This window comes from Sphingomonas sp. Leaf9, from assembly GCF_001421355.1.
GTDB lineage: Bacteria > Pseudomonadota > Alphaproteobacteria > Sphingomonadales > Sphingomonadaceae > Sphingomonas.
This window is the reverse complement of sequence record NZ_LMKC01000004.1, coordinates 87,680-114,136: the sequence shown is the minus strand read 5'-3', so window position 1 is coordinate 114,136 and position 26,457 is coordinate 87,680. Positions and strand designations below refer to the sequence as shown.

The 26,457-nt window shown below is 68.1% G+C and carries 26 protein-coding genes; 9 read left to right on the top strand and 17 right to left on the bottom strand.

Annotated features, from left to right (window positions below; translation table 11 throughout):
• Positions 1–12 precede the first annotated feature (12 nt).
• On the top strand, positions 13–966 hold the full coding sequence (locus ASE58_RS11505) for a phytase (protein ID WP_082467987.1): 954 nt from the start codon (positions 13–15) through the stop codon (positions 964–966).
• Positions 967–985: 19 nt separating this feature from the next.
• Here the strand turns inward: ASE58_RS11505 and ASE58_RS11500 are convergent, their stop codons facing one another.
• From ASE58_RS11500 to lgt, 11 genes are all read right to left on the bottom strand, one after another.
• Positions 986–1,591, bottom strand: coding sequence for a DedA family protein (locus tag ASE58_RS11500; protein WP_055821394.1), 606 nt, complete (start codon positions 1,589–1,591; stop codon positions 986–988).
• Positions 1,592–1,763: 172 nt separating this feature from the next.
• Positions 1,764–2,717, bottom strand: a complete 954-nt coding sequence (gene gshB / locus ASE58_RS11495; protein ID WP_055821391.1) for a glutathione synthase — start codon at positions 2,715–2,717, stop codon at positions 1,764–1,766.
• Between the two features lie 68 nt (positions 2,718–2,785).
• Positions 2,786–3,763 carry a cell wall hydrolase gene (locus tag ASE58_RS11490; protein ID WP_055821387.1) on the bottom strand — a complete coding sequence of 326 codons (978 nt, stop codon included), beginning with the start codon at positions 3,761–3,763 and terminating at the stop codon, positions 2,786–2,788.
• Positions 3,764–3,927: 164 nt separating this feature from the next.
• The gene (locus tag ASE58_RS11485) at positions 3,928–6,774 is read right to left on the bottom strand and encodes a M16 family metallopeptidase (RefSeq protein ID WP_055821384.1); all 2,847 of its coding nucleotides are present in this window, start codon (positions 6,772–6,774) and stop codon (positions 3,928–3,930) included.
• Between the two features lie 111 nt (positions 6,775–6,885).
• The gene (locus ASE58_RS11480; protein WP_055757764.1) at positions 6,886–7,080 is read right to left on the bottom strand and encodes a hypothetical protein; all 195 of its coding nucleotides are present in this window, start codon (positions 7,078–7,080) and stop codon (positions 6,886–6,888) included.
• A 23-nt stretch (positions 7,081–7,103) separates the two neighbouring features.
• Positions 7,104–8,237: a tRNA guanosine(34) transglycosylase Tgt gene (tgt, locus tag ASE58_RS11475; RefSeq protein ID WP_055821381.1), complete on the bottom strand. Its 1,134-nt coding sequence runs from the start codon at positions 8,235–8,237 to the stop codon at positions 7,104–7,106.
• A gap of 77 nt (positions 8,238–8,314) precedes the next feature.
• The gene (locus tag ASE58_RS11470; protein WP_055821378.1) at positions 8,315–9,634 is read right to left on the bottom strand and encodes a cystathionine gamma-synthase family protein; all 1,320 of its coding nucleotides are present in this window, start codon (positions 9,632–9,634) and stop codon (positions 8,315–8,317) included.
• A gap of 92 nt (positions 9,635–9,726) precedes the next feature.
• Positions 9,727–10,494, bottom strand: a complete 768-nt coding sequence (pgeF, locus tag ASE58_RS11465) for a peptidoglycan editing factor PgeF (protein WP_055821374.1) — start codon at positions 10,492–10,494, stop codon at positions 9,727–9,729.
• Complete coding sequence (locus tag ASE58_RS11460; protein WP_235515919.1) at positions 10,491–11,027, bottom strand: GNAT family N-acetyltransferase; 537 nt, start codon at positions 11,025–11,027, stop codon at positions 10,491–10,493. Before ASE58_RS11460 ends, pgeF begins: the two co-directional genes overlap by 4 nt.
• Positions 10,997–12,046 carry a class I SAM-dependent methyltransferase gene (locus ASE58_RS11455; protein ID WP_055821368.1) on the bottom strand — a complete coding sequence of 350 codons (1,050 nt, stop codon included), beginning with the start codon at positions 12,044–12,046 and terminating at the stop codon, positions 10,997–10,999. Before ASE58_RS11455 ends, ASE58_RS11460 begins: the two co-directional genes overlap by 31 nt.
• Positions 12,046–12,945: a prolipoprotein diacylglyceryl transferase gene (gene lgt, locus ASE58_RS11450; protein ID WP_055821364.1), complete on the bottom strand. Its 900-nt coding sequence runs from the start codon at positions 12,943–12,945 to the stop codon at positions 12,046–12,048. Before lgt ends, ASE58_RS11455 begins: the two co-directional genes overlap by 1 nt.
• 346 nt (positions 12,946–13,291) lie before the next feature.
• On the opposite strand from lgt, the gene ASE58_RS11445 reads away from it, so the two are divergent.
• From ASE58_RS11445 to nadA, 5 genes are all read left to right on the top strand, one after another.
• Complete coding sequence (locus ASE58_RS11445; RefSeq protein WP_055757777.1) at positions 13,292–13,660, top strand: BlaI/MecI/CopY family transcriptional regulator; 369 nt, start codon at positions 13,292–13,294, stop codon at positions 13,658–13,660.
• Positions 13,657–15,288: a M56 family metallopeptidase gene (locus ASE58_RS11440; RefSeq protein WP_055821361.1), complete on the top strand. Its 1,632-nt coding sequence runs from the start codon at positions 13,657–13,659 to the stop codon at positions 15,286–15,288. The genes ASE58_RS11445 and ASE58_RS11440 overlap by 4 nt, the downstream gene beginning before the upstream one ends.
• Before the next feature lie 111 nt (positions 15,289–15,399).
• Positions 15,400–16,257, top strand: a complete 858-nt coding sequence (locus ASE58_RS11435) for an MBL fold metallo-hydrolase (protein WP_055821360.1) — start codon at positions 15,400–15,402, stop codon at positions 16,255–16,257.
• Complete coding sequence (locus tag ASE58_RS11430) at positions 16,242–16,958, top strand: DUF4230 domain-containing protein (RefSeq protein WP_055821357.1); 717 nt, start codon at positions 16,242–16,244, stop codon at positions 16,956–16,958. Before ASE58_RS11435 ends, ASE58_RS11430 begins: the two co-directional genes overlap by 16 nt.
• A gap of 90 nt (positions 16,959–17,048) precedes the next feature.
• Positions 17,049–18,044, top strand: a complete 996-nt coding sequence (gene nadA, locus ASE58_RS11425; RefSeq protein ID WP_055821354.1) for a quinolinate synthase NadA — start codon at positions 17,049–17,051, stop codon at positions 18,042–18,044.
• Between the two features lie 7 nt (positions 18,045–18,051).
• Here nadA and ASE58_RS11420 read toward each other — a convergent pair whose 3' ends face one another.
• From ASE58_RS11420 to ASE58_RS11405, 4 genes are all read right to left on the bottom strand, one after another.
• Complete coding sequence (locus ASE58_RS11420; RefSeq protein WP_055821351.1) at positions 18,052–18,846, bottom strand: hypothetical protein; 795 nt, start codon at positions 18,844–18,846, stop codon at positions 18,052–18,054.
• 120 nt (positions 18,847–18,966) lie between these two features.
• Positions 18,967–19,605, bottom strand: a complete 639-nt coding sequence (locus ASE58_RS11415; RefSeq protein ID WP_055821348.1) for a 2-dehydro-3-deoxy-6-phosphogalactonate aldolase — start codon at positions 19,603–19,605, stop codon at positions 18,967–18,969.
• Positions 19,602–20,471, bottom strand: a complete 870-nt coding sequence (locus ASE58_RS11410) for a 2-dehydro-3-deoxygalactonokinase (protein WP_055821344.1) — start codon at positions 20,469–20,471, stop codon at positions 19,602–19,604. Before ASE58_RS11410 ends, ASE58_RS11415 begins: the two co-directional genes overlap by 4 nt.
• Entirely contained in the window at positions 20,462–22,042 is a 1,581-nt protein-coding gene (locus ASE58_RS11405) for a sodium/sugar symporter (RefSeq protein ID WP_055821341.1), read from the bottom strand. The genes ASE58_RS11410 and ASE58_RS11405 overlap by 10 nt, the downstream gene beginning before the upstream one ends.
• Before the next feature lie 101 nt (positions 22,043–22,143).
• Between ASE58_RS11405 and ASE58_RS11400 the strand changes: the two genes are divergently transcribed.
• Positions 22,144–22,854, top strand: a complete 711-nt coding sequence (locus ASE58_RS11400) for a FadR/GntR family transcriptional regulator (RefSeq protein WP_055821338.1) — start codon at positions 22,144–22,146, stop codon at positions 22,852–22,854.
• A 123-nt stretch (positions 22,855–22,977) separates the two neighbouring features.
• Here the strand turns inward: ASE58_RS11400 and fghA are convergent, their stop codons facing one another.
• Positions 22,978–23,817: an S-formylglutathione hydrolase gene (fghA, locus tag ASE58_RS11395; protein ID WP_055821336.1), complete on the bottom strand. Its 840-nt coding sequence runs from the start codon at positions 23,815–23,817 to the stop codon at positions 22,978–22,980.
• Positions 23,818–23,925: 108 nt separating this feature from the next.
• Between fghA and ASE58_RS11390 the strand changes: the two genes are divergently transcribed.
• Positions 23,926–24,474, top strand: coding sequence for a pseudouridine synthase (locus ASE58_RS11390; protein ID WP_055821333.1), 549 nt, complete (start codon positions 23,926–23,928; stop codon positions 24,472–24,474).
• A gap of 236 nt (positions 24,475–24,710) precedes the next feature.
• Here the strand turns inward: ASE58_RS11390 and ASE58_RS11385 are convergent, their stop codons facing one another.
• Positions 24,711–26,141: a sigma-54-dependent transcriptional regulator gene (locus tag ASE58_RS11385; RefSeq protein ID WP_055821329.1), complete on the bottom strand. Its 1,431-nt coding sequence runs from the start codon at positions 26,139–26,141 to the stop codon at positions 24,711–24,713.
• A gap of 190 nt (positions 26,142–26,331) precedes the next feature.
• Here ASE58_RS11385 and ASE58_RS17560 point away from each other — a divergent pair, with 190 nt between their 5' ends.
• On the top strand, positions 26,332–26,457 hold the full coding sequence (locus ASE58_RS17560; protein ID WP_082456971.1) for an aa3-type cytochrome c oxidase subunit IV: 126 nt from the start codon (positions 26,332–26,334) through the stop codon (positions 26,455–26,457).

Genomic DNA, 26,457 nt, shown 5'->3' with positions numbered 1-26,457 from the left:
ACTACGGCTCCCATGGCATCACAGGTCGCGGCGGTGGCGGAGACCGATCCGGTCGACACCGCCGCCGATGCCGCCGACGATCCCGCCATCTGGCGCAACCGGCGTGATCCGGCCGCCAGCTTGGTGATCGGGACGGACAAGAAGGCCGGCATCCATGTGTACGACCTGTCGGGCAAGCGGCTGAGCTTCACGCCTGCCGCACGGCTCAACAATGTCGACCTGCGCGAGATCGGCGGGCGGGTGATCGCGGCGGCGAGCGACCGGGCCGACGAGCGCCAGGCGCATTTCGCGCTGTTCACGCTCGACACGGTGGCGAAGAAGCTGGTGCCGATGGGCCGGTATCCGGTCGGCGCGGGTGAAGCCTATGGCATGTGCCTGTGGACGCGTGCACGCGACAAGGCGCTGTTCGGCTTTGTCGTGCTGAAGGACGGGCGAATCGACCAGGTGTCGATCGATCTGGCCGGCGCGACGCCTGTGGTGCGCACCGTGCGGTCGATGAAGGTCGGGACACAGGCCGAGGGCTGCGTGGTCGATGACCGCACCGGCATCCTGTATGTTGCGGAGGAGGATGTCGGACTGTGGCGCTTCGCCGCCGATCCCGCCGCCCCGGTCGAGGGGACCGCGATCGCGACGGTCGACGGCACGACGCTGGTCGCCGATGCCGAGGGGCTGGCGCTGGCCCCCGCCGGGCGCGACGGCGGCTATCTGGTTGCCAGCAGCCAGGGCGACAACGCCTACACGCTCTACCGCCTGCCCGGCGTCACCTATGCCGGGCGCTTCCGCATCGGTGGCGGCGCGATCGACGGGACCAGCGAGACCGACGGGATCGAGCTGATCCCCGGCAATTTCGGGCCGAAATATCCAAAGGGGCTGATGGTCGCGCAGGACAGCGACAACGCGCCCGACACGCAGAACTTCAAATATGTGTCGTGGGCCGACGTGCTGAAGGCATTGCGGCTCCGCTGACGTGGCCCGCGCGCGGCAGTCACCGCTGCGCGCGCGGCTTCCACGTGATGACGCGGTAGATATAGCCGACCACGATCGCCGCTGACATCGCGATGGCGACCGGCCCGACATAATGGTCGAGCTGTTCGAAGTTCGACCCCAGCCACAGCCCGGCATAGGCGAGCACCGCATTCCAGATGATGCTGCCGGTGAAGGTCGCGAGGAAGAAGCGCCAGCGCGGCATGCACGCCATGCCCGCGGGCAGCGAGATCATGGTGCGGAACGTCGGCATGAAGCGGAAGAGGAAGACCGTGGCACCGCCATGTTTGCGGAAAAAGCGATGCAGCTTTTCCACATCCTCCCACTCGACCGTCAGCCACCGGCCCCAGCGGTCGACGAACGGCTTCAGCCCCTGATAGCCGAAGCGCCGCCCGATCGCGTACCAGAAGTAGTTGCCGGCGGTGGTCCCGGCGGTGCCCCACAGCAGCAGCGGCACCATCGCCATGTCGCCGCGCGCCACCGCCATGCCGCCCAGGCCCATGATGACCTCCGACGGGATCGGCGGAATCACATTTTCCAGCGCCATCAGCAGGAAGATGCCGAGATAGCCACCGCGCGTGATCGCATCGAGGATGAAGGTCGTCATGGGGATGGGGAACGTGCGGCGCGGGGTTTCGTGCCTTCATTGTCTGATCCAGCGCTGCTGGATCAGCGCGGCACCGGCCCGCTCCCCCACCCGACCACCCACAGCGTATCCTGATTGGGTGGTCGGGTGGGGGGAGCGGGCCGGTGCCGCATCCGCGTGAGCGGATCAAATCTTAGCGCGCCGCCACCCGTGCCTCGATCGCGTCCCAGATCATGCCGGCGACGTCGGTCCCGTCGAACTTCTCGATCGCGACGATGCCGGTGGGTGAGGTCACGTTGATCTCGGTCAGCCATTCGCCGCCGATCACGTCGATCCCGACGAAGATTAGCCCGCGCCGCTTCAGTTCCGGCCCCAGCGCGGCACAGATTTCGCGTTCCTTGTCGGTCAGCTCGGTCTTGGCCGCGGTGCCGCCGACCGCCAGGTTCGATCGGATCTCGCCCGCGCCGGGCAGGCGGTTGACCGCGCCCGCGACCTCGCCATCGACCAGCACGATGCGCTTGTCACCCTTTGCCACCGCCGGCAGGAACGCCTGGACCATATGCGGTTCGCGGTACGCGGTGTTGAACACCTCGATCAGCGACGACAGGTTCTGCGCATCGGCATCGATCTTGAAGATCGCCTTGCCGCCATTGCCGTGCAGCGGCTTCACCACGATCGAGCCATGTTCGTTCAGGAAATTGCGCGCTTCGTCGACCGAGCGGGTGATGAGGGTGGGCGGCATGAAGCGCTGATAGTCCAGCACGAACAGCTTTTCGGGCGCATTGCGCACCGATGCCGGGTCGTTGACCACCAAAGTCCGGTCGCTGATCCGCTCCAGCAGATGCGTCGCGGTGATGTAGCCGAGGTCGAAGGGCGGGTCCTGCCGCATCAGCACGACATCGGCCTGCTCGCCCAGATCGAGGCTGACCGGCTCCCCGAACGCGAAGTGATCGCCGACGACGCGCTGTACCGTGACCGGATGGGCACGGGTCCATACCCGGTCGCCCGACTGGTTGAGGTCCTCGGGCGCATAATGGAACAGCCGGTGCCCGCGCGCCTGCGCCGACAGCATCAGCGCAAAGGTCGAATCGCCCGCGATGTTGATGCCGGCAAGGGGGTCCATCTGGACGGCGACGGTCAGCGACATGGGGGCACACTCCGGTTGGTTGCCGATCAGGTAGGGGGCTGGCGGGGGAAAGTCACGGGGGGAGCGACCTACCGCAGCGGCTTGCCCGAATCCTTCCACTTGTCGAGCACCTGCGATTCCGGGGGCAGCGTGTCCTTCGGCTCGGGCAGGGGTGTCGGGCTGGCGGCGGGCATCGGCGGCGCGACGACCGGCGCGGGCATTAGCGGCATGGTCTGCACTGGCACGACGGCTTCTGGCGTCGATGGCGCGGGCAGGGGGCGCAGCGGTCCCGGCATCGGCTCCATGCCGATATAGCGGTCGCTGAACGCGGCGGGGGTGCCCCACCACCCCTTCCACCGATGGAAGAAATGCGCGCCGAACACGCCGGTCATCACCAGCGCGCGGTTCCACGACGGGGTAACGGCATAGGTGTGGTAATGTGTCGCCAGCCCCACCGGTGCGAACACGTCGCCCGACAGCGCGCGCGCGGCGACCCGGCGCGACCGCAGCCAGACCGATGGCGCCGGCACCCGCGCCATCGCTCCGTCGCACGCAAAGCTGAACTGGCAGACCGGCCGATCCGACCCCTGGAACACCACGCCGCACACGGTGGCGGGAAAGGCGGGATGGCGCACGCGGTTCAGCACGACCTGCGCCACCGCGCGCTGCCCGGCATCGGGTTCGTTGCCGGCCTCGTAATAGATGGCGGTGGTCAGGCATTGCAGCGCGCGCGCCCGGTCGAGCTGGCTGCCGCGCAGCACGAACGGCCGCGCCGGCTGGATCGAGGCGTCGCCGACATCGGCGTCGACATTCGCCGGGAGCGCAGGGAGCGGCGCGGTGCCGGTCTCTCCCCGCCGTACCGGCGCGTCGGCCAGCAGCTGCGCTGCGCCCGGGAAATGGTCGTCGGCTTCGTATCCGGTGGCGGCGGCCGGCGGCGGCGCGGGCGGATCGCGATGGTCACGCGCGGCGATCCCCGCCCGCACGGCGATCGCCCCGCCGACGATCAGCAGCAGGGCTGCACCGGCGATCCTGCGCGTGCGCCGGTTGAGGGGGGGGAGGGCCGCCATGTCGCAGGACCTAGCCGGAAAAGGTGTCGAAAGTCGCAAGATTTGGGATGGGTTAACGGAAACCTATCCCGTCACCCCGGGCTTGACCCGGGGTCCCGCTTCTTAACGACCGTCGAAGAAGGAGAAGCGGGACCCCGGATCAAGTCCGGGGTGACGAGAGCGTTTTACTTCACCCCCAGGTCCGCGCGGCTCAGATCGATCGATGCCGCCGGGATCACCACCAGCTGCGGATAGGCGGCGCGGAGCGGTTCGAGGAACTGCTTCGCATCGCCGACCACGACGATGCTTGCCGCCTTCGGGTCCATGACCTTCGCCGCCGCCTGCTGCACCGCCGCCGGTCCGACCGCCTCGATCGAGGGGAGGAAGGTCGCGATGCGCGCCAGCGGCACGCCGTCCGATACATAGGTGACGATCGTGCCCGCGATGCCGCTGGTGCGTTCGATGGTGCGGCCGAAATTGCCGGTCAGCACCGCCTTGCGCGTCGCCAGTTCGGCTTCCGGGGCGGGTTCGGCACCCATGCGGCGCATCTCGTCGGTGATGATCTTCACCACCTCCGGCGCGGACGGGTTCTTGGTCTGGGTCGACGCGCCGACCGCGCCGCCATTGCGGCGCGCGTCCAGTTCGGATCGGGCGCCGTAGGCCAGTCCGCGCTTGATGCGGATTTCCTGGTTCAGCCGCGACGAAAAGCCGACGCCCAGCGTTGCATTGGCGACGGCGGCGGGGAAATAGGCCGCGTCGCTGCGGGCGATACCCGGCCGGGCGACGACCACGCCGGCCTGTCCGGCACCCGGCATATCGACGAGGATCACGCGCGGGGCGGGCGGTGCGACCTCCGGCAGGCGGGACGGCGTCGCTTGCGGCTGTCCGCGCCAGTCGCCGAACAGCTGCGTCGCCAACTGCATGCCCGCATCCGGCGTAATGTCGCCGACCAGCACCAGCGTCGTCTGCTCCGGCTGCCATGCGCGGGCATAGGCGGCGGTGATGTCGGCGCGGGTGATCGCCTTCAGCGTGGTCGGCGTGCCGCTGGCCGGGTGGCCGTACGGTGCGCCGCCGAACACCGCGCGATCGGCGACGAGGTTCGACAGCTGCCCCGGATCGGTCAGCGCGACGCTGACGCCATCGATCGTCCGCGTGCGCAGCCGGTCGATCTCACCTTGGGCAAACGCCGGATTGCGCGCGACGTCGGCGAGGATGCCGAGCGCCGGTGCCACCTGCGCCGACCCGACCGTCAGCGTGACGTTCTGCGAATCCCAGCCCGCGCCGCTGCCGATGCTGCCGCCGAGCGATTCGACCGCGCGCGCGATTTCGGTCGCCGAACGCGTCTTGGTCCCTTGCGTCAGCAGCCCGGCGGTGAGTTCGCCCACCCCGGCACGGTTGTCGGGATCGGCGGCGGCCCCGCCGCCCGCGACCAGTGCGGCGGTGACGACCGGCACCCCGCGCTTTTCGACCAGCACGACGCGCATGCCGTTGGGCAGGCGGCGTTCGACCGGCACCGGAATCGCGACCTGTACCGGCGCAGCCGGCGCGGGCGGCAGGATGCGCTGGCCCTCTGCGGCGGGCGTGTGGATCGTGATGCCCGGCGGCACGGCCAGCGGGGCGGTGACCACGCTGTTGGCGACTGCGATCATGTCGCTGGCCGCACCCGCCGGCTTGGGCGTATCGGGCAGGTAGCGGACGGTGGCGGCGCGGCTGGCGGCGAGCCACGTCTTCGCCACGCGCTGTACGTCGGCGGCGGTGACGCGGCCGATCGCCGCCAGTGCCTTGTCGGCGGCTTGCGGGTCACGCTCGACGATCACGCCCTGAGCGAGCGCCGACGCCTTTCCTTCCGCCGTCTCGCGCGAGAGCAGTTCGGCGGTGGTGATCTCGTTCTTCGCCTCGGCCAGTTCGGCTGCGGTCGGCGGGGTGGCGATGATGCTCGCGACCTCGCGCTTCAGGGCCGCTTCGCCGTCCGCCACCGACTTGCCGCCCGCCAGGATCGCATAGAGCGACAGCATGCCCGGACCCTGCTTCGCATCCAGCTGCACGCCGACATCCTGCGCGATCTGGTCGCGATAGACAAGGCTCTGGTGCAACCGCGAATTGTCGCCGCCCGACAGGATCGCGTCGAGGACCTTCAGCGCCGCCTGGTCGGGATGGTTGGCGGGCGGCAGCGGATAGCTGATGAGGATCGCGGGCAGCGGCGTGTTCGCTTCGTACACCGTCTTCGTCACCGGTTGCTGGCGGACCGGTTCGTCGACGGTCACACGCGGGATCGGGCGGTTCGGTTTCGCGATCGGCGTGAAATACTGGTCGACCCAGCGGTTCAGCTGCGCGGGATCGAAATTGCCCGCGACGACCAGCACCGCATTGTCGGGCCGGTAATAGGTCGCGTGGAACGCGCGGATATCGTCGATCGTCGCCGCATCCAGATCGGCGATCGATCCGATGCCCGGTCGGGCATAGGGGTGGCGGCTGTACGACACCATCGGCGCGTACAGGCCAAACAGCTTGCCATAGGGTTGGGCGAGGATGCGGCTGCGCAATTCCTCCTTCACGACCTCGCGCTCCGACGCGAAGGTCTTGGGATCGACGACCAGCGTCGCCATCCGGTCGGCCTCGGCGAACAGCAGCCGCTGCAGGTGGTTGGCGGGCACCACCTCGTAATAATTGGTGTAGTCGTCGGCGGTCGATGCGTTGTTGTACCCGCCGACATCCTCGGTCAGCCGGTCGAGCTGTTCGGGCACCAGGTTGCGCGTCGCCTTGAACATCAGGTGTTCGAACATGTGCGCAAAGCCCGACCGGCCGGCGGGATCGTCCTTCGACCCGACATCGTACCACACCTGCACCGATACGTTCGCGCTGGAGGTATCGCGGATGGCATAGACGCGCAGGCCGTTGGCGAGCGTGCGTTCGGTATAGGCGATCGGCGGCACGGTCGCGCTGGCGGCGGGGGCCGCCGGGGCGGGGCGCTGCTGCGCATGGGCCGGGCTAAGCAGGGCGGTCGAGATCAGCAGCGCAAGGCCGAAACGCATGGGGGACATTCTCCGGAACGGATGATGCGGCAAGGTGTGGGCCGCATCCCCCCGGAGTGTCAACGTATCATCGGTTACGAAGGGGGCGCTTCGCCGGCGCCCCGCCCGGTATCAGCCCTTCTTGCGCCCCGAATTGGCATAGAGCAGCGCGGCGGCAAGCGCGGCGGACCCGATGCCGATGCTGATCGGCACCACCGGCCAGCCCTGTCCCTTGGACGGCTGCCGGGTGTCGGCGGCGGCGTCGGCGACGCGCTTCACTTCCTTGGCGGCGGCGGTCACTTCGTTCAGGTCGGTCTTGTCGGTCATAATCCTCTCCCTCTTGCCGGGGTTCAATGCTTGGGGGCGTTGTAGCGTGCCCGGAAATCGTCGGCAAAACCGGCAAGCGTATCGTTCGCGATCGCCGCGCGCAGGTCGGCCATCAGCGCCTGATAGAAATACAGGTTATGCTCGGTCATCAGCATCGCCCCCAGAATCTCGCCCGCGCGGACGAGATGGTGGAGATAGGCGCGGCTGTGGCCGTGGCACACCGGGCAGGCGCAGTCGGGGTCGACCGGGCCCAGATCCTCGGCAAATTTGGCGTTGCGGATGTTGATCGGGCCTGAACGGGTGAACGCCTGTCCGGTGCGGCCCGACCGGGTGGGCAGCACGCAGTCGAACATGTCGATGCCGCGCTCCACCGCGCCGACGATATCGTCGGGCTTGCCGACGCCCATCAGATAGCGGGGCTTGTCCACCGGCAGCTGCTGCGGCGCATAGTCGAGCACGCCGAACATCGCCGCCTGCCCTTCCCCCACCGCGAGGCCACCGACCGCATAGCCGTCGAAGCCGATGTCGATCAGTGCGTCGGCGGAGGCCTTGCGCAAGCCTTCGTCGAGCGCGCCCTGCTGGATACCGAACAGCGCGGCGCGCGATGCGTGTTCCTCGCCCGAATCGAAGCCGGCGCGGCTGCGGCGCGCCCAGCGCATCGAGCGTTCCATCGCCTTGGCCTGTACCTCGCGGGTCGAGGTGGTCGGGACCAGTTCGTCGAATGCCATCACGATATCGGAGCCGAGCAGCCGCTGGATTTCCATCGAGCGTTCGGGGCTCATCAAATGACGCGTGCCGTCGAGATGGCTTTTGAATTCGACGCCATCCTCCGATCGCTTGGTCAGTTCGGACAGGCTCATCACCTGATACCCGCCGCTGTCGGTCAGGATCGGACGGTCCCAGCCCATGAACTTGTGCAGGCCCCCCAGCCGCGCGACGCGCTCGGCGCTGGGGCGCAGCATCAGGTGATAGGTGTTGCCGAGCAGGATATCGGCCCCCGACGCGCGCACGTCCTGCGGCTTCATCGCCTTCACGGTGGCGGCGGTGCCGACCGGCATGAAGGCGGGCGTGCGGATCTCGCCACGCTGCATGGCGATGGTGCCGGTGCGGGCGCGGCCGGACGTGGCGGTGACGGTGAAGGCGAAACGGGGCGGCATAAGGCGAGCGGTCATGCCGGACGTTCTCTCCGCTGTCGACTCAAGATCCTCCCCGCGGAGCGGGGAGGATCGTTCGATCAGATTGCTGCCAGTGCCTGTTCGAAATCGGCGATCAGGTCGTCGGCGTCCTCGACCCCGATCGAGATGCGCACGAGGTTGTCGGTAATCCCCAGCGCCGCCTTGCGCGCATCGGGCACCGAAAGGTGCGTCATCCCCGCCGGATGGCTGGCCAGCGTCTCGGTTCCGCCCAGGCTCACTGCCAGCTTGGCGATGACCAGCGCATCGAGGAACGCGAACGCCTCGCGCTCGCCGCCGTTCAGGTAGAGCGAGAAGGTCGATCCGCCGCCGGTGCAGTGGCGGGCATAGATGTCGGCCTGCCGCTCCATGCCCTTCGCATCCTTCAGGAAGCCGAGATAGCCGACGCGTTCGACCTTGGGATGGTCGCGGAGGAAGGCGCAGACCTTTTCCGCATTCTCGCCCGCGCGGCTCATGCGCAGTTCGAGCGTCTCCAGCGAGCGGAGCAGCATCCACGCGGTGTTCGGGTCGCAGATCGTGCCGATCGTGTTGCGCATCGACCGGATGGTGTTGATGTGCGCCTTCGACCCCAGCACGCCGCCCGCGACCAGATCGCTATGCCCGCCGGCATATTTGGTCAGCGAATAGACGACCAGATCGGCACCATGTTGCAGCGGTTGTTGCCACAACGGCCCGAGGAAGGTGTTGTCGATCGCGATCGGCGGCTTGTCGTCGCCGGTGCCGAACACCGCGTCGCGGGCGGCCGCGACCGCTTCGATATCGACCAGCGCGTTGGTCGGGTTCGCCGGGCTTTCGAGGTAGATCAGCGGGACGCGGCCCTCGGCCTGGCGCAGCACCGCTTCGATCTCGCCCTGCGTCGCGCCGGCGGGGAAGTCGAAATACTTGACTCCGAAGCGGCCGAGCACGCGACCGATCAGCGTTTCGGTCGCGGCATAGAGCGGGCCGGAATGGATGATCGTGTCACCGGGCTGGACCATCGACAGGAACAGCGTGGCGATCGCCGACATGCCGCTGGAGAACACCAGCGCGTCTTCGGCGGCTTCCCAGACGCCGAGGCGATCTTCGAGGATTTCCTGGTTCGGGCCGTTGAAGCGCGAATAGACAAGACCTTCCGCCCCGCCCGGACGCTTGCCGGTCACGCCCTCAAAATGGCGCTTGCCCGCCGCCGCGTTGGGAAAGACATAGGTCGAGGTCGCGAAGATCGGCGGTTTCAACGATCCTTCGGACAGTACCGGGTCATAGCCATGGCCCATCATCAGCGTCGCGGGCTTCAGCCGGCGGCCGCCGACGGTATCGACCGGGGGCTTGGGGCGGCGGCGCGGGGGAACGCCGGTCAGGTCGGCTTCGGTTTCGTCGGTCACGCGAATCTCTCCTATTTTCGGGAGAGCCTAACGATAGTTACGAAAGAAACCAAATCGGGCGACCGTGCCCACCCATCATTCCGGCGAGGCCCTTAGGGCTGCGCCAGCCCGATCACCGACAGTTGCCGCCCGTAATCCGCCTCGCCACGATGCGTCGCGCGGCGGAAGCTGAAGAAGCGGTCCTCCTGTGCGTACGTATCCTGCCCCAGCGCCTCGATCCGCCGGACGCCCGCTGCGGCGAGGCGGTGGACGACATAGGCTTCGAGGTCGAACCGGGCATGGCCGGGGCGGTTTTCGGCGAAGAAGCGTTCGTTGGCCGGATCGGTCGCGCAGAAGCGTTCGACGAAGCCCATATCGACCTCATAGCTCGCCCGCGCGATGCACGGGCCGACGGCCGCGGCGATGCGGTCGGCGCGGGCGCCGAGCTTTTCCATCTGGGCAATGGTCGCGTCGGTCACGCCGGCCAGCGCGCCCTTCCACCCGGCATGGGCCGCGCCGACGACGCCGGCTTCCCGGTCGGCGAGCAGCACCGGCGCGCAGTCGGCGGTCAGGATGCCGAGCAGGATGTTGGGGCGTTCGGTGACCATCGCATCCCCCTGCGGCCGTTCGCCATCGGGAAAGGCGGTCAGGACGCGGACGACCGACGCCGAATGAATCTGGTACAGCCCACACAGCGCCGCGCCGGGCAGCACCGCGTCGACGACGCGCGCGCGATTTTCGGCGATGGCGGCGGGATCGTCGCCCGATCCGAGACCGGTGTTGAGGCCCGACACGATGCCCTTGGACACGCCGCCGCGCCGCCCGAGAAAACCGTGGGCCACACCGTCCAGCGCGTGCGCGCGCAATACTTCGACCGTCATAGCGCCACCCGCATTACGTCATCCTCGTCCCGGTGGTTGCCGACCATGAAGTCATAGGTGCCGACCCGTTCGAAGCCATAGCGTTCGTAGAAGCGCCGGGCGCGGTGATTGTCGACGAAGACCGACAGATAGAGTTCGTCGGCACCGGTCGCGCGCGCCTTGGCCAGCATATGCTCCATCAGCGTCGCGGCAAGGCCGGTGCCCTGCGCTGCCTTGCGCAGATAGAATTGGCGCAGTTCGATGGGTTGGCCGGTCGGCTCGAACGGCAGCGACGGCGGACCGAGCTTGGCATAACCGACCGCTTCGTCGCCGGTCATCGCCAGCACGATATGGAAACGCGGGTCGGTCAGTTCCGCCTCCCACGCCGCGACCGTGAAGCGCGCGAGGAACGCGGCAAGGTCGTCGGGGTGGTAGAGGTGGCCGAACGTGTCGGCGAACGTCTCGGTGCCGATCTTCACCAGCAGCGCGGCATCGGCGACGGTGGCATCGCGCAGCACCGGCGTCATGCCGCGAACCCCGGCGGCACCGGCCATCCGGGCGAGGTGATCGCGATCGCCTTGAACAGTGTGCCCATCTGCTCCTCCTCAACCAGCCGGTCGCGATCGGCGCGCAGCGCATCGGCGCGCTCCGGGCTGCGGGCGGCCAGTGCCTGCGTGCGGGCATCGATGCCCAGCGCCTTCAGCAACACACCCTGATCGACCGGGCCATAGGCTACCGCGTCCTCGGCGCGCGCGGCCTCGATCAGCGTGCCGAAATCGACATGCGCGGTCAGGTCCTGCTCGCCCGGATCGTCATACGGGTTGACGAAGCCGTGGCCGCGCACCGCCTGCAACGTGTCGCCCAGCGCCGGGCCGGCATAGCCATAGTCGATGATGATCGCACAGCCGCCCTGCGCCACGATCCGCTTGGCCAGTTGCCGCATGATGGCGACGGCGGCGGGGGCGGTTTCCAGTACCGATCCGATCGGCGCATCGCGGAAGGCAAGCGGGATGATCGGATCGAAGCCGCGCTGGCCCATCACCGGCAGGAACAGCGTATCCTGGCACGCGACCAGCCGCTCGCGCCAGCCGTCCGCCGTCCTGACCAGCTGGCGGATCGGCAGTGCGTCGAAGAATTCGTTGGCAACGACCAGCAGCGCGCCGTCTTCGGGCAGGCCGACGGTGTCGACCGCCCATTCCGCCTGCGGCACGCGCTTGGCCTGTTCGGCGCGCAGCGTCGGGCTGGTTTCGATCAGATGGACCGGGAGCGTGCAGCCCGCCGACGCCATCGAGCGCAGCGCATCGGCGGCCAGCGTCCCGCGGCCCGGCCCGAACTCGACATAGCGTGCCGCCGGCCGCCCGGCGCGGTCCCAGCTGTCGGCGAGCCCCAGGCCGATCAGCTCGCCGAACATCTGGCTGATTTCGGGCGCGGTGGTGAAGTCGCCATTCGCGCCCAGCGGATCGCGCGTCGCGTAATAATGCGCATTGGCCGCGCCCATGAACTGGGCAAGGCTGATCGGCCCGGCCAGCGTGATCGCGCGGGCGAGGCGTTCGGGGAGGATATGGGTTGCCATCACGCCACGCTCTCCGACCCCGCGATCGGTTCGACGCGGACGCGGCGGCGCTTCGACGTGACCATCAGGTAGATGCCGATCGCGATCATCGGCAGCGTCAGCCACTGGCCCATGTGCAATCCCGTCGCCTGGGCAAAGGCGACCAGCTGCGCGTCAGGCTCGCGCCAGAATTCGATGATGAAGCGCGCGACGCCGAACCCGGCCATGCCGGTGCCGAGCAGGAAGCCGGGCTTGTACCGCGCATCGGTGCGCCAGAAGAGGAAGGACAGGATCAGGAACAGGATCAACCCTTCGCCCAGTGCCTCGTACAGCTGGCTGGGATGGCGCGCGGGATCAAGGCCGCCGGCAACCGTGCGCGGGAACACGATCGCCCACGGCGCGTCGCTCGGCTTGCCCCACAGCTCGCCATTCACGAAATTGGCGATGCGGCCCAGGAACTGGCCGATCGGCGCGACGCAGGTGACGTAATCCGCGACCCGCAGCGGGCGCAGGCCGTGCTTGCGCGCCAGCCACCAGATGCCGAGAATCAGCCCGACCATGCCGCCATGGAACGACATGCCGCCATCCCACAGCCGCAGGATCTTGATCGGATCGGAAAACATCTCGGGCGCGTAGAAGATCGCATAGCCCAGCCGCCCGCCAAGGATGATGCCGAGCGTCGCATAGAACACGAAATCGTCGGCATGGCGCCTGGCCATCGGTGCGCCCGGCTGGTCGAGCAGCTTCAGCAGATACCACCACCCGGCGAGGATGCCGGTGATATACGCCAGCGAATACCATTTCAGCTGGAAGAAGCCGAGGTTCAGCGCGACCGGATCGAGGCCCAGATCGACATAGCGGATATGGCCGGCGGCCATGCCGACGTCACCGGTGGCGGCGGCGAGGGTGGATAGGATCAAGGGGGTACGCTCCGGCTGTGGTGCCGCGCGTAATATCGGGGTTGGCGGGTGAGGGGAACCACCGATCCTGTGCAGGCGCGTTGCGGCTGTTGCGGTGGGAAGTCCGGGGTGGGCGAACCGGCGCAGGGGGGGGATGCTGCCGGTTCGCCCGTATTGAAGCGCGAACGCGTCGGACACACACACAACCTTGCAGGCCGTGTGCCAGTTTCCGCAATGGCCCGATTGCGGGGTTTCCAATGGTTAATGCCGGAAACCGCCTGAGGTCGGGTGTAAGCAATTCCGACAGGCGACTCGCGCTCAAAGATTACGCTTGTAAACGTAATGACCACGGGTGTAGTCATTCGCTATGGCCGAACGAATCAGCGATGCCGAGCACGCCGTGATGGAAGTGCTCTGGGACAAGAACCCGCTCACTGCGCAGGAGGTGGTCGAACGTGTCGCCCCGGCGCGGGGCTGGACCGCGAACACCGTCAAGACCCTGCTCGGGCGGCTGCTGGCGAAGGATGCCGTCGGCGCGGAGGAGGACGGGCGACGCTATCGCTACCGCCCGCTGGTCGCGCGCGAGGAATATGTCGCGGGTGAATCGCAGCGGTTCATCGACAAGCTGTTCGGCGGCAGCCTGACGCCGCTGGTCGCGCATCTGGCCGAACGCGACCAGCTGAGCGCGAAGGAAATCGACGAGATCGAGGCTCTGTTAAAGGCGCTGAAACAATGATCGGATGGGCGGTGGAGACGATCGCGGCGACGACGCTGCTGATGCTGCTGGTGCTGGGCCTGCGCGGTCCCGTTGCGCGGCGTTTCGGTCCGCAGGCGGCATATGCACTGTGGGCGCTGCCCGCGCTGCGCATGATCCTGCCGCCGATCCCCGATGCGTGGCGTCCGGTGGAGTTCGCACCGATCGGTGCCGCGACCGAACCCGGCGTCATCATGTTGGGCGTGCCGGTTGCGGAGGTGCCCGCGCTGCCGCAAGGCTGGGGCATGGCGGACGTGCCGCTGATCGTCGTCGCGCTGTGGCTGCTGGGCGCGATCGCGTTCGTTGCGTGGCATATCGTGCAGCACAGCCGCTTCTGCGCAAAGGTGCTGGCATCGGGCCGGGCCAAGGGGGTGGCGGGCGGCCATGTCCAGATGATCGAGAGCCGCCATGCCGCAGGGCCGCTCGCCTTCGGGGTGGTGCGCCGCTACGTCGCGATGCCGGTCGATTTTCGGGACCGTTATGACGAGCGCGAACAGGCATTGGCGCTGGCGCACGAACTGGGCCACCATGCGCGGGGCGATCTGCTGGCGAACTGGGTCGCGCTGGTCGTGCTCGGCTGCCACTGGTTCAATCCGGTCGCATGGCGTGCCTTCCGTGCGTTCCGGGCGGACCAGGAAATGGCGTGCGACGCGATGGTGCTGGCCCGCGCCACGCCGGGTGTCCGCCACGCCTATGCCACCGCCATCGTCAAGTCCGCGCACGGCCAGGCGCTGTCCGCCGCCTGCCACCTGCACGGCGTCCATGAACTGAAAGGGAGACTCATCATGTTGTCGAAGCATCGGGTGATGTCGCCCGCCACCCGCCGTATCGCCGGCGGTGCCACGCTGACCCTCGCCATCATCGGTCTGGGGATGACCGCATCGGGAACGAAGGCCGCCGAGACGATCCGGTCGAAGGTGGAGACCGCGACCGGCGTCGATATCGCGCGGGTCGAAGCGCAGGCGGCCGAAGCGCTGGCCCCGGTCGCGGCAATCGTGCCGGCACAGGCCGCGACGCTGCCGGTGATCGTCGCCAAGCCGGCGGCGATGACGCAGCCGACCGACCCGGCAAAGCCCGCGCTGCCGGCGTTGCCCGCCAATCCCGCCATGCCCGCGGCGATCAAGGTCGTCCGCGTGCCAACCCCGGCCCCGGCCAATGGCGAGGTGCGCAAGATCGTCATCCAGCGCTTCGACGCCAATGGCAAGCTGCTGGGGCAGACGGTCAACGACCTTCCCGAAATCCAGGTCACGAATGCCAATTGCGGTCCGGGCACGCAGACCACCATGACCCGCACCGAAGGCGGCAAGCAGGTCACGGTCGTCTGTTCCGATCGCATCCGCATCATCACCCGCGATGCCCAGTTCCGTGCCGAACAGGGCGCAAAGCTGGCCGCGATGGGTGCCGCCCGCGCCGCGCAGGGGCAGGTGCAGGCGCAGCAGGGTGAGGCTTATGCCCGGCAGGGCATGCAGGCGGCGCTGGCCGGGCTGCGTTCGGCCCGTGCGTCGATCGCGATGAATGCGGACATGCCGGCGGAGGCGCGTGCGAGCGCGCTGGAAGGCATCGACGACAGCATCCGCGAAGTGCAGGCGGAGATGGCCGAAAAGGATTAACCCGGGTTCGCGGACGTTCTGCCCCGTTCGTTCGCGACAGGGCCGGTCGGCAATGCGCCGGCCGGCCCATCGTCTTGCATCCCGTCACAACAGCCGCCATCTCGCACGGCAATGGCTGAATTTCCCCCCGGCATGGCCCAGCCGCTCGAACCGCTGGTGACGCGCGTGCTGGCCCGCAACGCATCGCCCTATACCCATACCGGTACGCAGAGCTTCATCGTCGGCGGCAGCGGCGCGGTGGCGATCATCGATCCGGGGCCGGTCGATGACGCCCATCTCGATGCCTTGCTGGCGGCGGTCGGCGGGCGCGACGTTGCGGCGATCCTGTGCACCCACACCCACCGCGACCATAGTCCGGGGGCAAAGCCGCTGGCCGAGCGTACCGGCGCGGCGATCATCGGTTGCGCGGCGCTGACGATGGACGATGCCGGCCCCCGCGCCGATGCCGCGTTCGACATCGACTATCGCCCCGACCGGGTGCTGGCCGATGGCGAGGCAGTGGCGGGCGATGGCTGGACATTGGTCGCGGTCGCGACGCCGGGGCATACGTCGAACCACCTTGCCTTTGCGCTCACCGAAAGCGGCGCATTGTTCAGCGGCGATCATGTCATGGGCTGGTCGACGACGATCGTGTCGCCGCCCGACGGGGACATGGGCGACTATATGGCCAGCCTCGACAAGCTGCTGGGGCGTGAGGACCGGGTCTATTATCCCGCGCATGGCGATCAGGTCGATAATCCCCGGCGTCTGGTGCGGGGCATGCTCGGCCATCGCAAGCAGCGCGAGGGGCAGATCGCGCGTGCGATCGAACGCGGCACCCACGACATTCCGGCGATGGTCGCAGGCATGTATGTCGGGCTGCACCCGAAGCTGCTGGGCGCGGCGGAACGGTCGGTGCTGGCGCACCTGATCGACATGGAACGGCGCGGGATCGTGCGGCAGGAGGGCGCGGCATGGCATCGCATGTAAGGCCGCAGGCACTTCGGCTGGGCGTGGCGCTCGTCGTGCTGCTGGCGCTGGCGGTCGGCGGCTGGATGGTGTGGCAGCGGTACGAGGAGCGCTACACCATCACCACCGAACCCGATAGCGGACAGGCGGTGACCCGGATCATCACCGCGCGCCTGTCGGGGGCGAGTGCGCTGAAGGTCGCGTCGCTGTCGGGCACGTTGCAGGCGACGGCGAACGATACGCGCGGTTTCGGCTGGCTGCGCACCGATCAGGTGGTGAAGATGCCCTATTTGGTCGATTATTTCGTCGATCTGGGCGGCATCGGCGAGGGGCAGCTGAGCTGGTCGGCCGATACCCGGACGCTGGTGGTCGATGCGCCCGACGTGACCGTCGCCAAACCCAATATCGACGAAGCGGGGCGGACGCTCAGCGAAACCCATGGGCTGATCGTCACCCGAGACGCCGCGGCCGCGCTGGCGCAGCGCGTGTCGGCGGTGGCGCAGGGCCGCGCCGAGCGCGAGGCACGCAGCCCCGAACGGCTGGCGCAGGCGCGCGAACTGGCGCGCGCCAGCCTTGCCCGCGTACTGGCCGCCCCGTTGGCGGCGGCGGGGGAGGGCGATGTGCGGGTGGTCGTGACCTTCCCAGCGGAGCGTGGGAGCCGGAACGGCGAACGCTGGGACGTGTCGACGCCGCCGGCCGAAGTGCTGGGTAATCGGCGGTGAGCCTGTTCCCCTGCCTGAGGCGGGGAGGGGAGAGAGCGACTTGCGGACACACCGGGACCGACCTAGGGGCAGGGTCACAGGGAGACGATGATGAACGCGCGCACCGAATTGCCCACCGGCACTGATCTGCTGGCCGAAATCGACCGGCTGCGCCGTGAGCGCAACGCCGTCATCCTCGGCCATTATTACCAGAAGCCCGAGATTCAGGACCTCGCCGATTTCGTCGGCGACAGCCTCGACCTCAGCCGCAAGGCGGCGGCGACCGATGCCGATGTCATCGCGTTCTGCGGCGTGCGCTTCATGGCGGAAACGGCCAAGATCCTGTCGCCCGACAAGACCGTGATCCTGCCCGACATGGACGCCGGCTGTTCGCTGGAGGACAGCTGCCCGCCCGAACAGTTCGCCGCGTTCCGTGCGCAGCATCCCGACCATATCGCGCTGACCTACATCAACTGTTCGACCGAGGTGAAGGCGCTCAGCGACATCATCGTCACCTCGTCGTCGGCGGAAAAGATCCTGGCGCAGCTGCCCGCCGACCAGAAGGTGATCTTCGGGCCCGACCGCAATCTGGGCGGCTACCTGATGCGCAAGACCGGCCGCGACATGCTGCTGTGGCCGGGCGTCTGCATCGTGCACGAGGCGTTCAGCGAGACCGAGCTGCTGAAGCTCAAGGCGCAGTACCCGGACGCCCCGGTCGCGGCGCATCCCGAATGCCCGGCGATCATCCTCGACCATGCCGATTATGTTGGGTCGACCAGCGGCATCCTGGCCTATGCCAGCGAATTTCCCGGCGACACGCTGATCGTCGCCACCGAACCGCACATCATCCACCAGATGGAAAAGGCGCTGCCGAACAAGACGTTCATCGGCGCGCCGGGTGCGGACGGCAACTGCAACTGCAACATCTGCCCGTACATGGCGCTCAACACGCTGGAAAAGCTTTACATCGCGCTGCGCGACCTGAGCCCGCGTATCGAGATCGAGGAGGGTCTGCGCCTGAAGGCGAAGGTCTCGCTCGACCGGATGCTGGCGATGGCGAGTGGTACGGTGGGCCTCGGCGATCTGGGGCCGCTGCGCGCGGGGTAAGGCGCCGCTACCGCCCCAGCCAGTGCCGCACCCCGCCGCGCGACAGGCCGGTCAGCGTGCCGACGATTACCAGCAGCGCGGCGGCGAGGACGGCGAGCGCGACCAGTGTCGACGCCTGACCGCCCGCCGCCCAGATCGCGGCGAGCGCCCACAGGAAGACGAGCGCGAATGGCGGGCAGCCGCGCGTTGCGATCAGCGCCACCGCAGCGATCGCACCGGCGACCAGCAGCAACAGCGCCGCGATCATCGGCGTTGCCGCGCCGCCGTCGATCCCGTGGAAACGCAGCGATGCGGTGATGTTGACGATCGACGCGACCGTCAGCCAGCTGGTGAGCGCCGTTAGCGGCAGTGCGGCGCACCAGCGCTCGCCGGCCGAAAATCCGTGCGGCCATCCGGAAAAGGTGCGCAGCGTCGCGATCAGGAAGATGAGCGTGAACAGGATGATGATCGCGGAAGGGAAGCCGAGCCCGAAAACCTGCGTATAGGCCGCCCATAGCGCATTGCCGAGAAACGCACCCGACGCCGGCAGGCGTAGCCGGGCGAGCAGCGGGTTGCCGCGCTGCTTCGGCAATGCCTGATACACCGCGAAGACCAGCGTGCCGGTATAGAGCGCGCCCCAGATCGCGAACGCCCAGCCCGCCGGTGTCACCAGCGTACGCACCATGTTCGACTGTTCGCCGATGCTGCGGCCGATGCCGATGCCCGGCAACAACGGGGTCAGCAGCTGCGAAATCGCGCACAGCATGGGCAGGGCGCGGGCGAGGCGCGAAGCGTCGCGGGTTCGGATGGCTCGGGTCGGCATGGCCGAGGAACTCGCCAGCCCGCGTTCGGTTGCGGGGCGCAACGGATTGGTCGCGTTCGAAAACAGCCAGACCCATCCTTCCCGCGCAGGCGGGAGGGACGAATGGGGTATCGTGCCGTCCTACCCCTCCAGCGCCTGCCACGCCGCGACAAACGCCCGCGCGCGTTCGCCGACCGTCGCGGCATCCATCCCCGGCACGTACAGCGCCGAGCCGAGGCCGTACCCCGCCGCGCCGGCCTTGTGCCATTCCTCCAGCACCGACGGCACGATGCCACCGACCGGCAGCATCCGCACGTCGCGCGGCAGGACGGCGCGCATCGCCTTCATCACCACGGGGCTGGCGGCTTCGGCGGGGAACAGCTTCAGCGCCGCCGCGCCCGCGTCCAGCGCGGCAAAGGCCTCGGTCGGGGTGGCGATGCCGGGCATCGCGACCAGCCCGCGCTCCGCCGCCGCCGAAATGACGGCGGTATTGGCGTTGGGGGAGATGATGAGCGTGCCGCCCGCCGCCTCGACCTGCGCCACCTGATCGACGTTCAGCACGGTCCCAGCGCCGACGACGGCATAGCCCTCCAGCTTCTTCGACAGGCGGGTAATGCTTTCATACGGATCGGGCGAATTGAGCGGCACTTCGACGATGGTGAAGCCGGCATCGACCAGTGCGTCGCCGATATCCTCCACCTCGTGCGGTTGGACCCCACGCAGGATCGCGACCAGCGGGCAGCGGGCAAAGGCGGCGTCGAAGGCGGTCAGGTGGCTCATGCGGACAACTTTCGGATTTGGGTGATGCCGGCGATAAAGGCAGCCTCGCACCCGCTGACAAGGGCACGACCGCCCAGGGTTTCGATCGCGGTGGCGTACAGCGTGGCAAGGTCGCCATCGGCCACCAGATGGACGTCGCGCCCGCCATCGATCCGCACGGCGACGTCGTTGCCGATCAGCACGCCGCTGGCATAGGACGCGGCTTGCGATTCGTCGCGCAGGCCCAGGACATGGGCGGCGCGGATGCCGAACAGGCTGGCGGCAAGGTCGCGCTTCGACCCTTCGCGCACGCCGTCGCGAAATGCGTCTCCGGCAGCGACGGGTGCTGTCAGCTGCGGCGCCAGCACGCCGCCACCGCGCAGCAGCGCGAACAGCTCGCCGGTCATCGCGGTGGTGAAGGCGGTGACCTTGTTGCCGCGCAGCTCGACCCATTTGCAATGGGTGCCCGGCTGGCACAGCAACGCATCCGCCGGTACCTGTCCGGCGAGCGCCGCGCCGAGCAACTGCACCTCTTCACCGCGCATTACGTCACCCTGCGTGCCGTCGGTGAACGACAGCCCCGGCACGATCGCGGTGCGGTCGTCGATCCGGGTCAGCGCTGCGGCGATCTCCCCGATCCCCGCCGGCACCGCGACGTACGGGGCAACGCGCCAGCCGATGGTCGAGCCGACCATGCCCGCCATCAGCACGGGCAGGTCGCCCAGTTCCGCGCGGATCGCGGCCAGTTCGTGCGGATAGGCATCGGCAGGGGTGGTCGACACCCCCTGCGGACTGCGCAGCGTGGCGGCGATCCGTCCGTCCTCGACCCGGTAGGCGCGGCGGTTGGTCGTGCCCCAGTCGATCGCGATGAACGGGCTCACCACCATGTCGCGTACAGCGCGATGAGGATCAGGACGACGCCGACGCTGGCGATGTTGAACCCGGTCGAGGTGTTGAAGCGCACACCCTCCATCGTGATCCGGTCGGCATCACCGCGGCCCTTGATCGCCAGCGACAGGACGATGGCGAGGCCGAGGCTCAGCACGAACACGATGCCCATCCGGTCCATGAACGGGATGCCCGGCGCCACGGTGCGCAACAGCCACGACAGCACGACCGAAGCGATCGCCGCGCCGATCGCGCCGGCTTCGGTGGCGCGTTTCCAGAACAGGCCCAGCAGGAAAATTACGGTGATCCCTGGCGTGAAGAAGCCGGAGAATTCCTGGATGAACTGGAACGCCTGGTCCGCGCCGCCCAGCAGCGGTTTTGCCGCGATGATGGCGACCAGGATCGCGACGCTGGCGGCGATGCGGCCGATGCGGACCAGCTTGCGCTCGGTCGCCTTGTCCATCGCGCCGCTTTCGCTGGTGCGCTTGGCATAGAGGTCGAGGGTGAAGATCGTCGCGATCGAATTGATCTTCGACGCGGTCGACGCGATGATCGCGGCGATCAGCGCGGCAAAGACGAGGCCCAACAGCCCGGAGGGCAGCAGCCGCATCATCGTGGGGTAGGCTTCGTCGGGCTTGGCGAGGTCGGGGGCCAGCACGACGGCGGCGATGCCCGGGACCACGATGACCAGCGGCATCAGCAGCTTGAGAAACGCGGCGAAGACGATGCCCTTCTGCGCCTCGGGCAGCGATTTCGCGGCCAGCGCGCGCTGGATGATATACTGGTTGAACCCCCAATAGCTGAGATTCGCGATCCACATGCCGCCGATCAGGACCGAGAGGCCGGGCAGATCCTTGTAGAAGGGATTGTCGGCGGTCAGGATCATGTCGAACTTTTCGGGCGCGCGGCGGCTGAGTTCGGCAAAGCCGCCCAGCACGCCCGCATCGCCGCCGATCTGCGACAGGGTAAGGTAGGAGATGGTCAGCCCGCCGAACACCAGCAACGTCACCTGCACGATATCGGTCAGCGCCACCGCCTTCAGCCCGCCGCGCAGCTGATAGAGGAGCGCGAACAGGCCGAGCGCGACCAGCGCCACCGTCTGGTCCACACCCGCGACCTTCGTTACCGCGATCGAACCGAGCCAGATGATGCTGGTCAGGTTCACGAACACGTACAGCGCCAGCCAGAACACCGCCATCAGCGTGCGGATCGACGGGCCGTACCGCTGTTCGAGGAACTGCGGCATCGTGTAGATTTCGTTGCGGAGGAAAATCGGCAGGAAGAATTTGCCGACGATCAACAGGGTCAGCGCCGCCATCCATTCATAGGACGCGATGGCCAGGCCGATCTGATAGCCCGATCCCGCCATGCCGACGATCTGTTCGGCAGAAATGTTGGCCGCGATCAGCGATGCTCCGATCGCCCACCACGGCAGCGATTTGGACGCCAGGAAATAATCGGACGAATCCTTCTCCTGCCCGCCCTTGTCGCGGCTGACCCATTGGGCCAGACCGAAAATGCCGATCGCGTAGATCACGACCACGATCAGGTCGATCGTCGACAGACGCATGCTATTCCTCCCCCGCCCACTGGCGCTTTGGACGGGACAATTATACGACGAATGGCGAGTGTCCAGCACGAAGCGGCACAGACGAGGGAGAGAAGCGGATCATGGCGGCGCGGATGACCGGGATGCCCGGCGGCAATCTGACGCGGGCGACGCTCGACACGCTCGGGCGCGCGATCGTTACCGGCGAATATGACGACCGCCCGTTCCCGACCGAGGCGGACATCGGCAAGGCGCACGGCATCAGCCGGTCGGTCACGCGCGAGGCGGTGAAGATGCTGACCGCCAAGGGGCTGGTGAGCGCCCGTCCGCGGCAGGGGACGGTGGTGCGCCCGGCATCGGCGTGGAACCTGTTCGACCCCGATGTGCTGCACTGGCTGCTCGACCGCAAATTCTCGGTCGAGCTGCTGCGCCAGTTCAACCAGCTGCGTGTGGCGATCGAGCCGGAGGCGGCGGCGCTGGCGGCGGTCGCGGCGGACGACGAGGATCTGGCGCGCATCGCACAGGGGCTGGCGCGGATGGCGGCGGCCGAACGTGGCGAGGATGACGGCCTCGACGCCGATATCGACTTTCACGTCGCGATCCTGCTGGCGGCGAAGAACCCGTTCTACGCCCAGTTCCGCGAGATGGTGGCGACCGCGCTCAACACCTCGATCCGCTTCACCAACACCATCGTCGGCCGATCGGCCAGCGTCGAACAGCATGCCGCCGTCGCGGACGCGATCGCCGCGCGCGACCCGCATGCCGCGCGGACGGCGATGCGCGCGCTGATCGGCGACGTGCTCGATCTGATCGAGGATCGGGGCGAGGGGTAACCGCCTTCGTTGTTTTCCGGTGAGGCGTATCCCCGCGCAGGCGGGGATCCAGAGTCATAATCGCGGATCGTTGTTCTGCTGGGCCCTGGACCCCCGCCTGCGCGGGGGTACGGCAGGCCAGGCTTACTTCAACCGCTCCGCATGCCAGCGCACATGATCGGCCAGGAAGGTCGAGATGAAATAATAGCTGTGGTCGTATCCCGGCTGCATCCGGAGCGTGCAGTCGATCCCGGCATCGGCGCACACCTTCGCCAGCAATTCCGGGCGTAGCTGTTCAGTCAGGAACGCGTCGGCATCGCCCTGATCGATCAGCAGTTCCTTCACCCGTGCGCCATCCTCGATCATCGCCACCGCATCGGCCGCGCGCCATGCCGACCGATCGGGGCCGAGATAGCCGCCGAGCGCCTTTTGCCCCCACGGTACCTGGGACGGCGCGACGATCGGCGCGAAGGCGGAGATCGAGCGGAAGCGATCCGGGTTGCGCAGGCCGATGGTCAGCGCGCCATGCCCGCCCATCGAATGGCCGGTGATCGATTGCCGCGCGCCGTCGAGCATCGGAAATTCGGCGGCGATCAGCGCGGGCAGCTCCTCCTCGACATAGGACCGCATCCGATAGTGTTTGGCGAAGGGGGCTTCGGTCGCATCGACATAGAAACCCGCGCCAAGGCCGAAATCCCACGCCCCGTCCGGATCGTCGGGCACCCCGTCGCCGCGCGGTGAGGTGTCGGGCGCGATGAAGGCGATGCCGTGTTCGGCGCAGGCCGCGCGGAACTCGCCCTTGTCGGTGACATTGGCATGGGTGCAGGTCAGGCCGGAGAGATACCAGAGCACCGGCGCGCGTTGCCCCTCCTTCAGCGGCGGTACGAACACCGAAAACGTCATGGTGGTGCCGGTCGCGGTCGATTCATGGGTATAGACGCCCTGCGTGCCGCCATGGGCGCGGGCGGTCGAAACGGTCTTCATGGACGCTCTCCATCGATGGTCGCGCTGCGCTATACCCAAGGGACGGCCGGCGGGGATAGCCGGTTCCATCCCCCTCGACAGCGCGGGGCGGATCGCCGACAGGGTGCCATGGCCCGGCTGATCCTGCTCAACAAACCGTACGGCGTGCTGTCGCAATTCACCGACCGCGGGACCGATGGCGCGCGGGCCACGCTGTCGGATCATGTCGCGGTGCCCGGCGTCTATCCCGCCGGGCGGCTGGACCGCGACAGCGAGGGGCTGTTGCTGCTGACCGACGACGGCGCCCTGCAGGCGCGGATCGCCGATCCCCGGTTCAAGCTGCCGAAAACCTATTGGGTGCAGGTGGAGGGCGCGCCGGACGAGGGAGCGCTCGACCGGTTGCGGCAGGGCGTGGTGCTGAACGACGGCCCGACCCGCCCGGCCGAGGTGGCGGCGATCGATCCGCCGGAATTATGGGAGCGGGTGCCGCCGGTGCGGTTCCGCAAATCGGTGCCCGATCACTGGCTGTCGATCACGATCCGCGAAGGCCGCAACCGGCAGGTGCGGCGGATGACGGCGGCGGTCGGCCTGCCGACGCTTCGGCTGGTCCGCTGGCGGGTGGGGGCATGGAGTGTCGAGGGGCTGGCACCGGGGGCGTGGCGGGAGGTGGTGGCGTAGCCTGCCGCCCAACTCCGTATCCCCGCGCAGGCGGGGATCCAGGGTTGCAAAGCGCGACGCCCGTGGCTCTGGATCCCCGCCTTCGCGGGGATACGGCTTGTTGCCGGTCAAACCACCAACCCGACTCGTCACCCCGGGCCTGACCCGGGGTCCCGCTTCTTCTTCTGCCGTAATTAGAAGCGGGACCTCGGATCAAGTCCGGGGTGACGATACGGAAATGCAGCGCCAGCTCCCCCTCACGCCGCGTTCTGGTCGATCCCCAACTCGCCCAATTTCCGATACAACGTCGAGCGCCCGATCCCCAGCCGCCGGGCGACCTCGGTCATGCGGCCGCGATAATGGCCGATCGCGAGGCGGATGACGTCGGCCTCGATCTCTTCCAGCGCGCGCAAGTTTCCGTCGGGCCGGAACAGCGTGACCCCGCCGCCCACGTCCTGCCGATGGACGGGCAGGACCGGTTGCGGCGCCCCCCCTTCTGCAATCTGCGCGATTTCGGGGAAATCGGCACGGGTCAGCGCATCGCCGTCGCACAGCACCGCCGCGCGGAACAACGCGTTCTGCAACTGCCGCACATTGCCCGGCCACGGATAGGTGCCGAGCAGCGCGATCGCCTCGTCGGTGATGCCCAGCGGCCGGAGCCCCGGCTGCTGCGCGATCCGCCCCATCAGGTGGCGGGCGAGTGCGGGAATGTCGCCGATCCGGTCGCGCAAGGGGGGGATGGTGACCTGCACGACGTTCAGTCGGTAATAGAGGTCTTCGCGGAAACGCCCGGCCTCCACCTCCTGCGTCAGCGTCTTGTTGGTCGCCGCGATTACGCGGACGTCCACCTCACGCGGATGGCGCGCGCCGACCGAATGGATTTCGCCCGATTGCAGCACGCGCAGCAGCTTCACCTGCGTCTCGAACGGCATCTCGCCGATCTCGTCGAGGAAGATCGTGCCGCCGTCCGCTTCCTGGAACCGGCCGATCTTGCGTTCGAACGCGCCGGTGAACGCGCCCTTTTCGTGGCCGAACAGCTCGCTTTCGACCAGGTTGGCGGGGATCGCGCCGCAGTTTACCCGGACCATCGGCTTGCGTGCGCGGGGGCTGGCGGCGTGGATCGCCTCGGCGACCACTTCCTTTCCCACGCCGCTTTCGCCCTCGATCAACACCGGCACGCGCGCCCGCGCTGCCTTCGCCGCGATGGCCAGCGCCGCGCGGAAAGACGGGGCCGACCCGACGATCTCGTCGAATGCCAGCGTCATCGACAGTTTTTCGGTCAGCGGGCGCAGCTCGCCCCGCGTCGCGCCGCCTGCTGCCGCTTCCAGCGCGGTCAGCAGCTGTTCGGCGGCGATCGGCTTGACCAGGAAATCGCTTGCCCCGGCGCGCATCGCCGCCACCGCGCCCGCGACCGATTCATTGGCGGTCAGCAGCAGGATGGGCAGCGCCGGGCGGTTGCGCCGCAGCTCGGCGATCAGCGCGGTCGGATCGCTGTCGGGCGACCAATGGTCGAGCAGCACCGCGTCCAGCGCCATGCCGTCGGGCGTGCCGAGCATCGCCAGCGCGGTTTCGCCATCGCGCGCGAACAGCGTGCGCCACCCGCGACGCCCTGCGATCGCCGCGACCAGCCGGCGCTGGGCCGGTTCGTCGTCGATCACCATCAACAGCCTTTGCCCGTCGCGCGTCATATGCTGCCTGTGTGTCCCTATCGTCCCGTAACGGTGCAACCATGCGCTATCGTTCGTAAAATTCGGCTTAAGCCGGCAGCAGGATCGATATTTGCGCGGCCGTAACGATCACGATGTCGCAAGCAGGGTTGGCGGGTCGGCGGCGGCGCGCTACGCTTGCCCCCAAGAAAAACGATCGAGGGGAGATCGAATGGCAGTCGAAGGCCGCACGCCCGCCCATGCCGGGACCTACACCAGCTTCCTGCGCTGGTTCACCTGGGGCGCGGTGGTCTGCGCCGCGCTCGCCGCACTGGTCATCTATCTGATCGCTGCCTGA

What these genes read in the sequence shown, in the direction of transcription:
- ASE58_RS11505 (WP_082467987.1), top strand. Translation starts at nt 13, where the DNA reads ATGGCATCACAGGTCGCGGCGGTGGCGGAGACCGATCCGGTCGACACC.
- ASE58_RS11500 (WP_055821394.1), bottom strand. Translation starts at nt 1,591, where the DNA reads ATGACGACCTTCATCCTCGATGCGATCACGCGCGGTGGCTATCTCGGC.
- gshB (WP_055821391.1), bottom strand. Translation starts at nt 2,717, where the DNA reads ATGTCGCTGACCGTCGCCGTCCAGATGGACCCCCTTGCCGGCATCAAC.
- ASE58_RS11490 (WP_055821387.1), bottom strand. Translation starts at nt 3,763, where the DNA reads ATGGCGGCCCTCCCCCCCCTCAACCGGCGCACGCGCAGGATCGCCGGT.
- ASE58_RS11485 (WP_055821384.1), bottom strand. Translation starts at nt 6,774, where the DNA reads ATGCGTTTCGGCCTTGCGCTGCTGATCTCGACCGCCCTGCTTAGCCCG.
- ASE58_RS11480 (WP_055757764.1), bottom strand. Translation starts at nt 7,080, where the DNA reads ATGACCGACAAGACCGACCTGAACGAAGTGACCGCCGCCGCCAAGGAA.
- tgt (WP_055821381.1), bottom strand. Translation starts at nt 8,237, where the DNA reads ATGCCGCCCCGTTTCGCCTTCACCGTCACCGCCACGTCCGGCCGCGCC.
- pgeF (WP_055821374.1), bottom strand. Translation starts at nt 10,494, where the DNA reads ATGACGGTCGAAGTATTGCGCGCGCACGCGCTGGACGGTGTGGCCCAC.
- ASE58_RS11460 (WP_235515919.1), bottom strand. Translation starts at nt 11,027, where the DNA reads ATGGCCGGTGCCGCCGGGGTTCGCGGCATGACGCCGGTGCTGCGCGAT.
- ASE58_RS11455 (WP_055821368.1), bottom strand. Translation starts at nt 12,046, where the DNA reads ATGGCAACCCATATCCTCCCCGAACGCCTCGCCCGCGCGATCACGCTG.
- ASE58_RS11445 (WP_055757777.1), top strand. Translation starts at nt 13,292, where the DNA reads ATGGCCGAACGAATCAGCGATGCCGAGCACGCCGTGATGGAAGTGCTC.
- ASE58_RS11440 (WP_055821361.1), top strand. Translation starts at nt 13,657, where the DNA reads ATGATCGGATGGGCGGTGGAGACGATCGCGGCGACGACGCTGCTGATG.
- ASE58_RS11435 (WP_055821360.1), top strand. Translation starts at nt 15,400, where the DNA reads ATGGCTGAATTTCCCCCCGGCATGGCCCAGCCGCTCGAACCGCTGGTG.
- ASE58_RS11430 (WP_055821357.1), top strand. Translation starts at nt 16,242, where the DNA reads ATGGCATCGCATGTAAGGCCGCAGGCACTTCGGCTGGGCGTGGCGCTC.
- nadA (WP_055821354.1), top strand. Translation starts at nt 17,049, where the DNA reads ATGAACGCGCGCACCGAATTGCCCACCGGCACTGATCTGCTGGCCGAA.
- ASE58_RS11420 (WP_055821351.1), bottom strand. Translation starts at nt 18,846, where the DNA reads ATGCCGACCCGAGCCATCCGAACCCGCGACGCTTCGCGCCTCGCCCGC.
- ASE58_RS11415 (WP_055821348.1), bottom strand. Translation starts at nt 19,605, where the DNA reads ATGAGCCACCTGACCGCCTTCGACGCCGCCTTTGCCCGCTGCCCGCTG.
- ASE58_RS11410 (WP_055821344.1), bottom strand. Translation starts at nt 20,471, where the DNA reads ATGGTGGTGAGCCCGTTCATCGCGATCGACTGGGGCACGACCAACCGC.
- ASE58_RS11405 (WP_055821341.1), bottom strand. Translation starts at nt 22,042, where the DNA reads ATGCGTCTGTCGACGATCGACCTGATCGTGGTCGTGATCTACGCGATC.
- ASE58_RS11400 (WP_055821338.1), top strand. Translation starts at nt 22,144, where the DNA reads ATGGCGGCGCGGATGACCGGGATGCCCGGCGGCAATCTGACGCGGGCG.
- fghA (WP_055821336.1), bottom strand. Translation starts at nt 23,817, where the DNA reads ATGAAGACCGTTTCGACCGCCCGCGCCCATGGCGGCACGCAGGGCGTC.
- ASE58_RS11390 (WP_055821333.1), top strand. Translation starts at nt 23,926, where the DNA reads ATGGCCCGGCTGATCCTGCTCAACAAACCGTACGGCGTGCTGTCGCAA.
- ASE58_RS11385 (WP_055821329.1), bottom strand. Translation starts at nt 26,141, where the DNA reads ATGACGCGCGACGGGCAAAGGCTGTTGATGGTGATCGACGACGAACCG.
- ASE58_RS17560 (WP_082456971.1), top strand. Translation starts at nt 26,332, where the DNA reads ATGGCAGTCGAAGGCCGCACGCCCGCCCATGCCGGGACCTACACCAGC.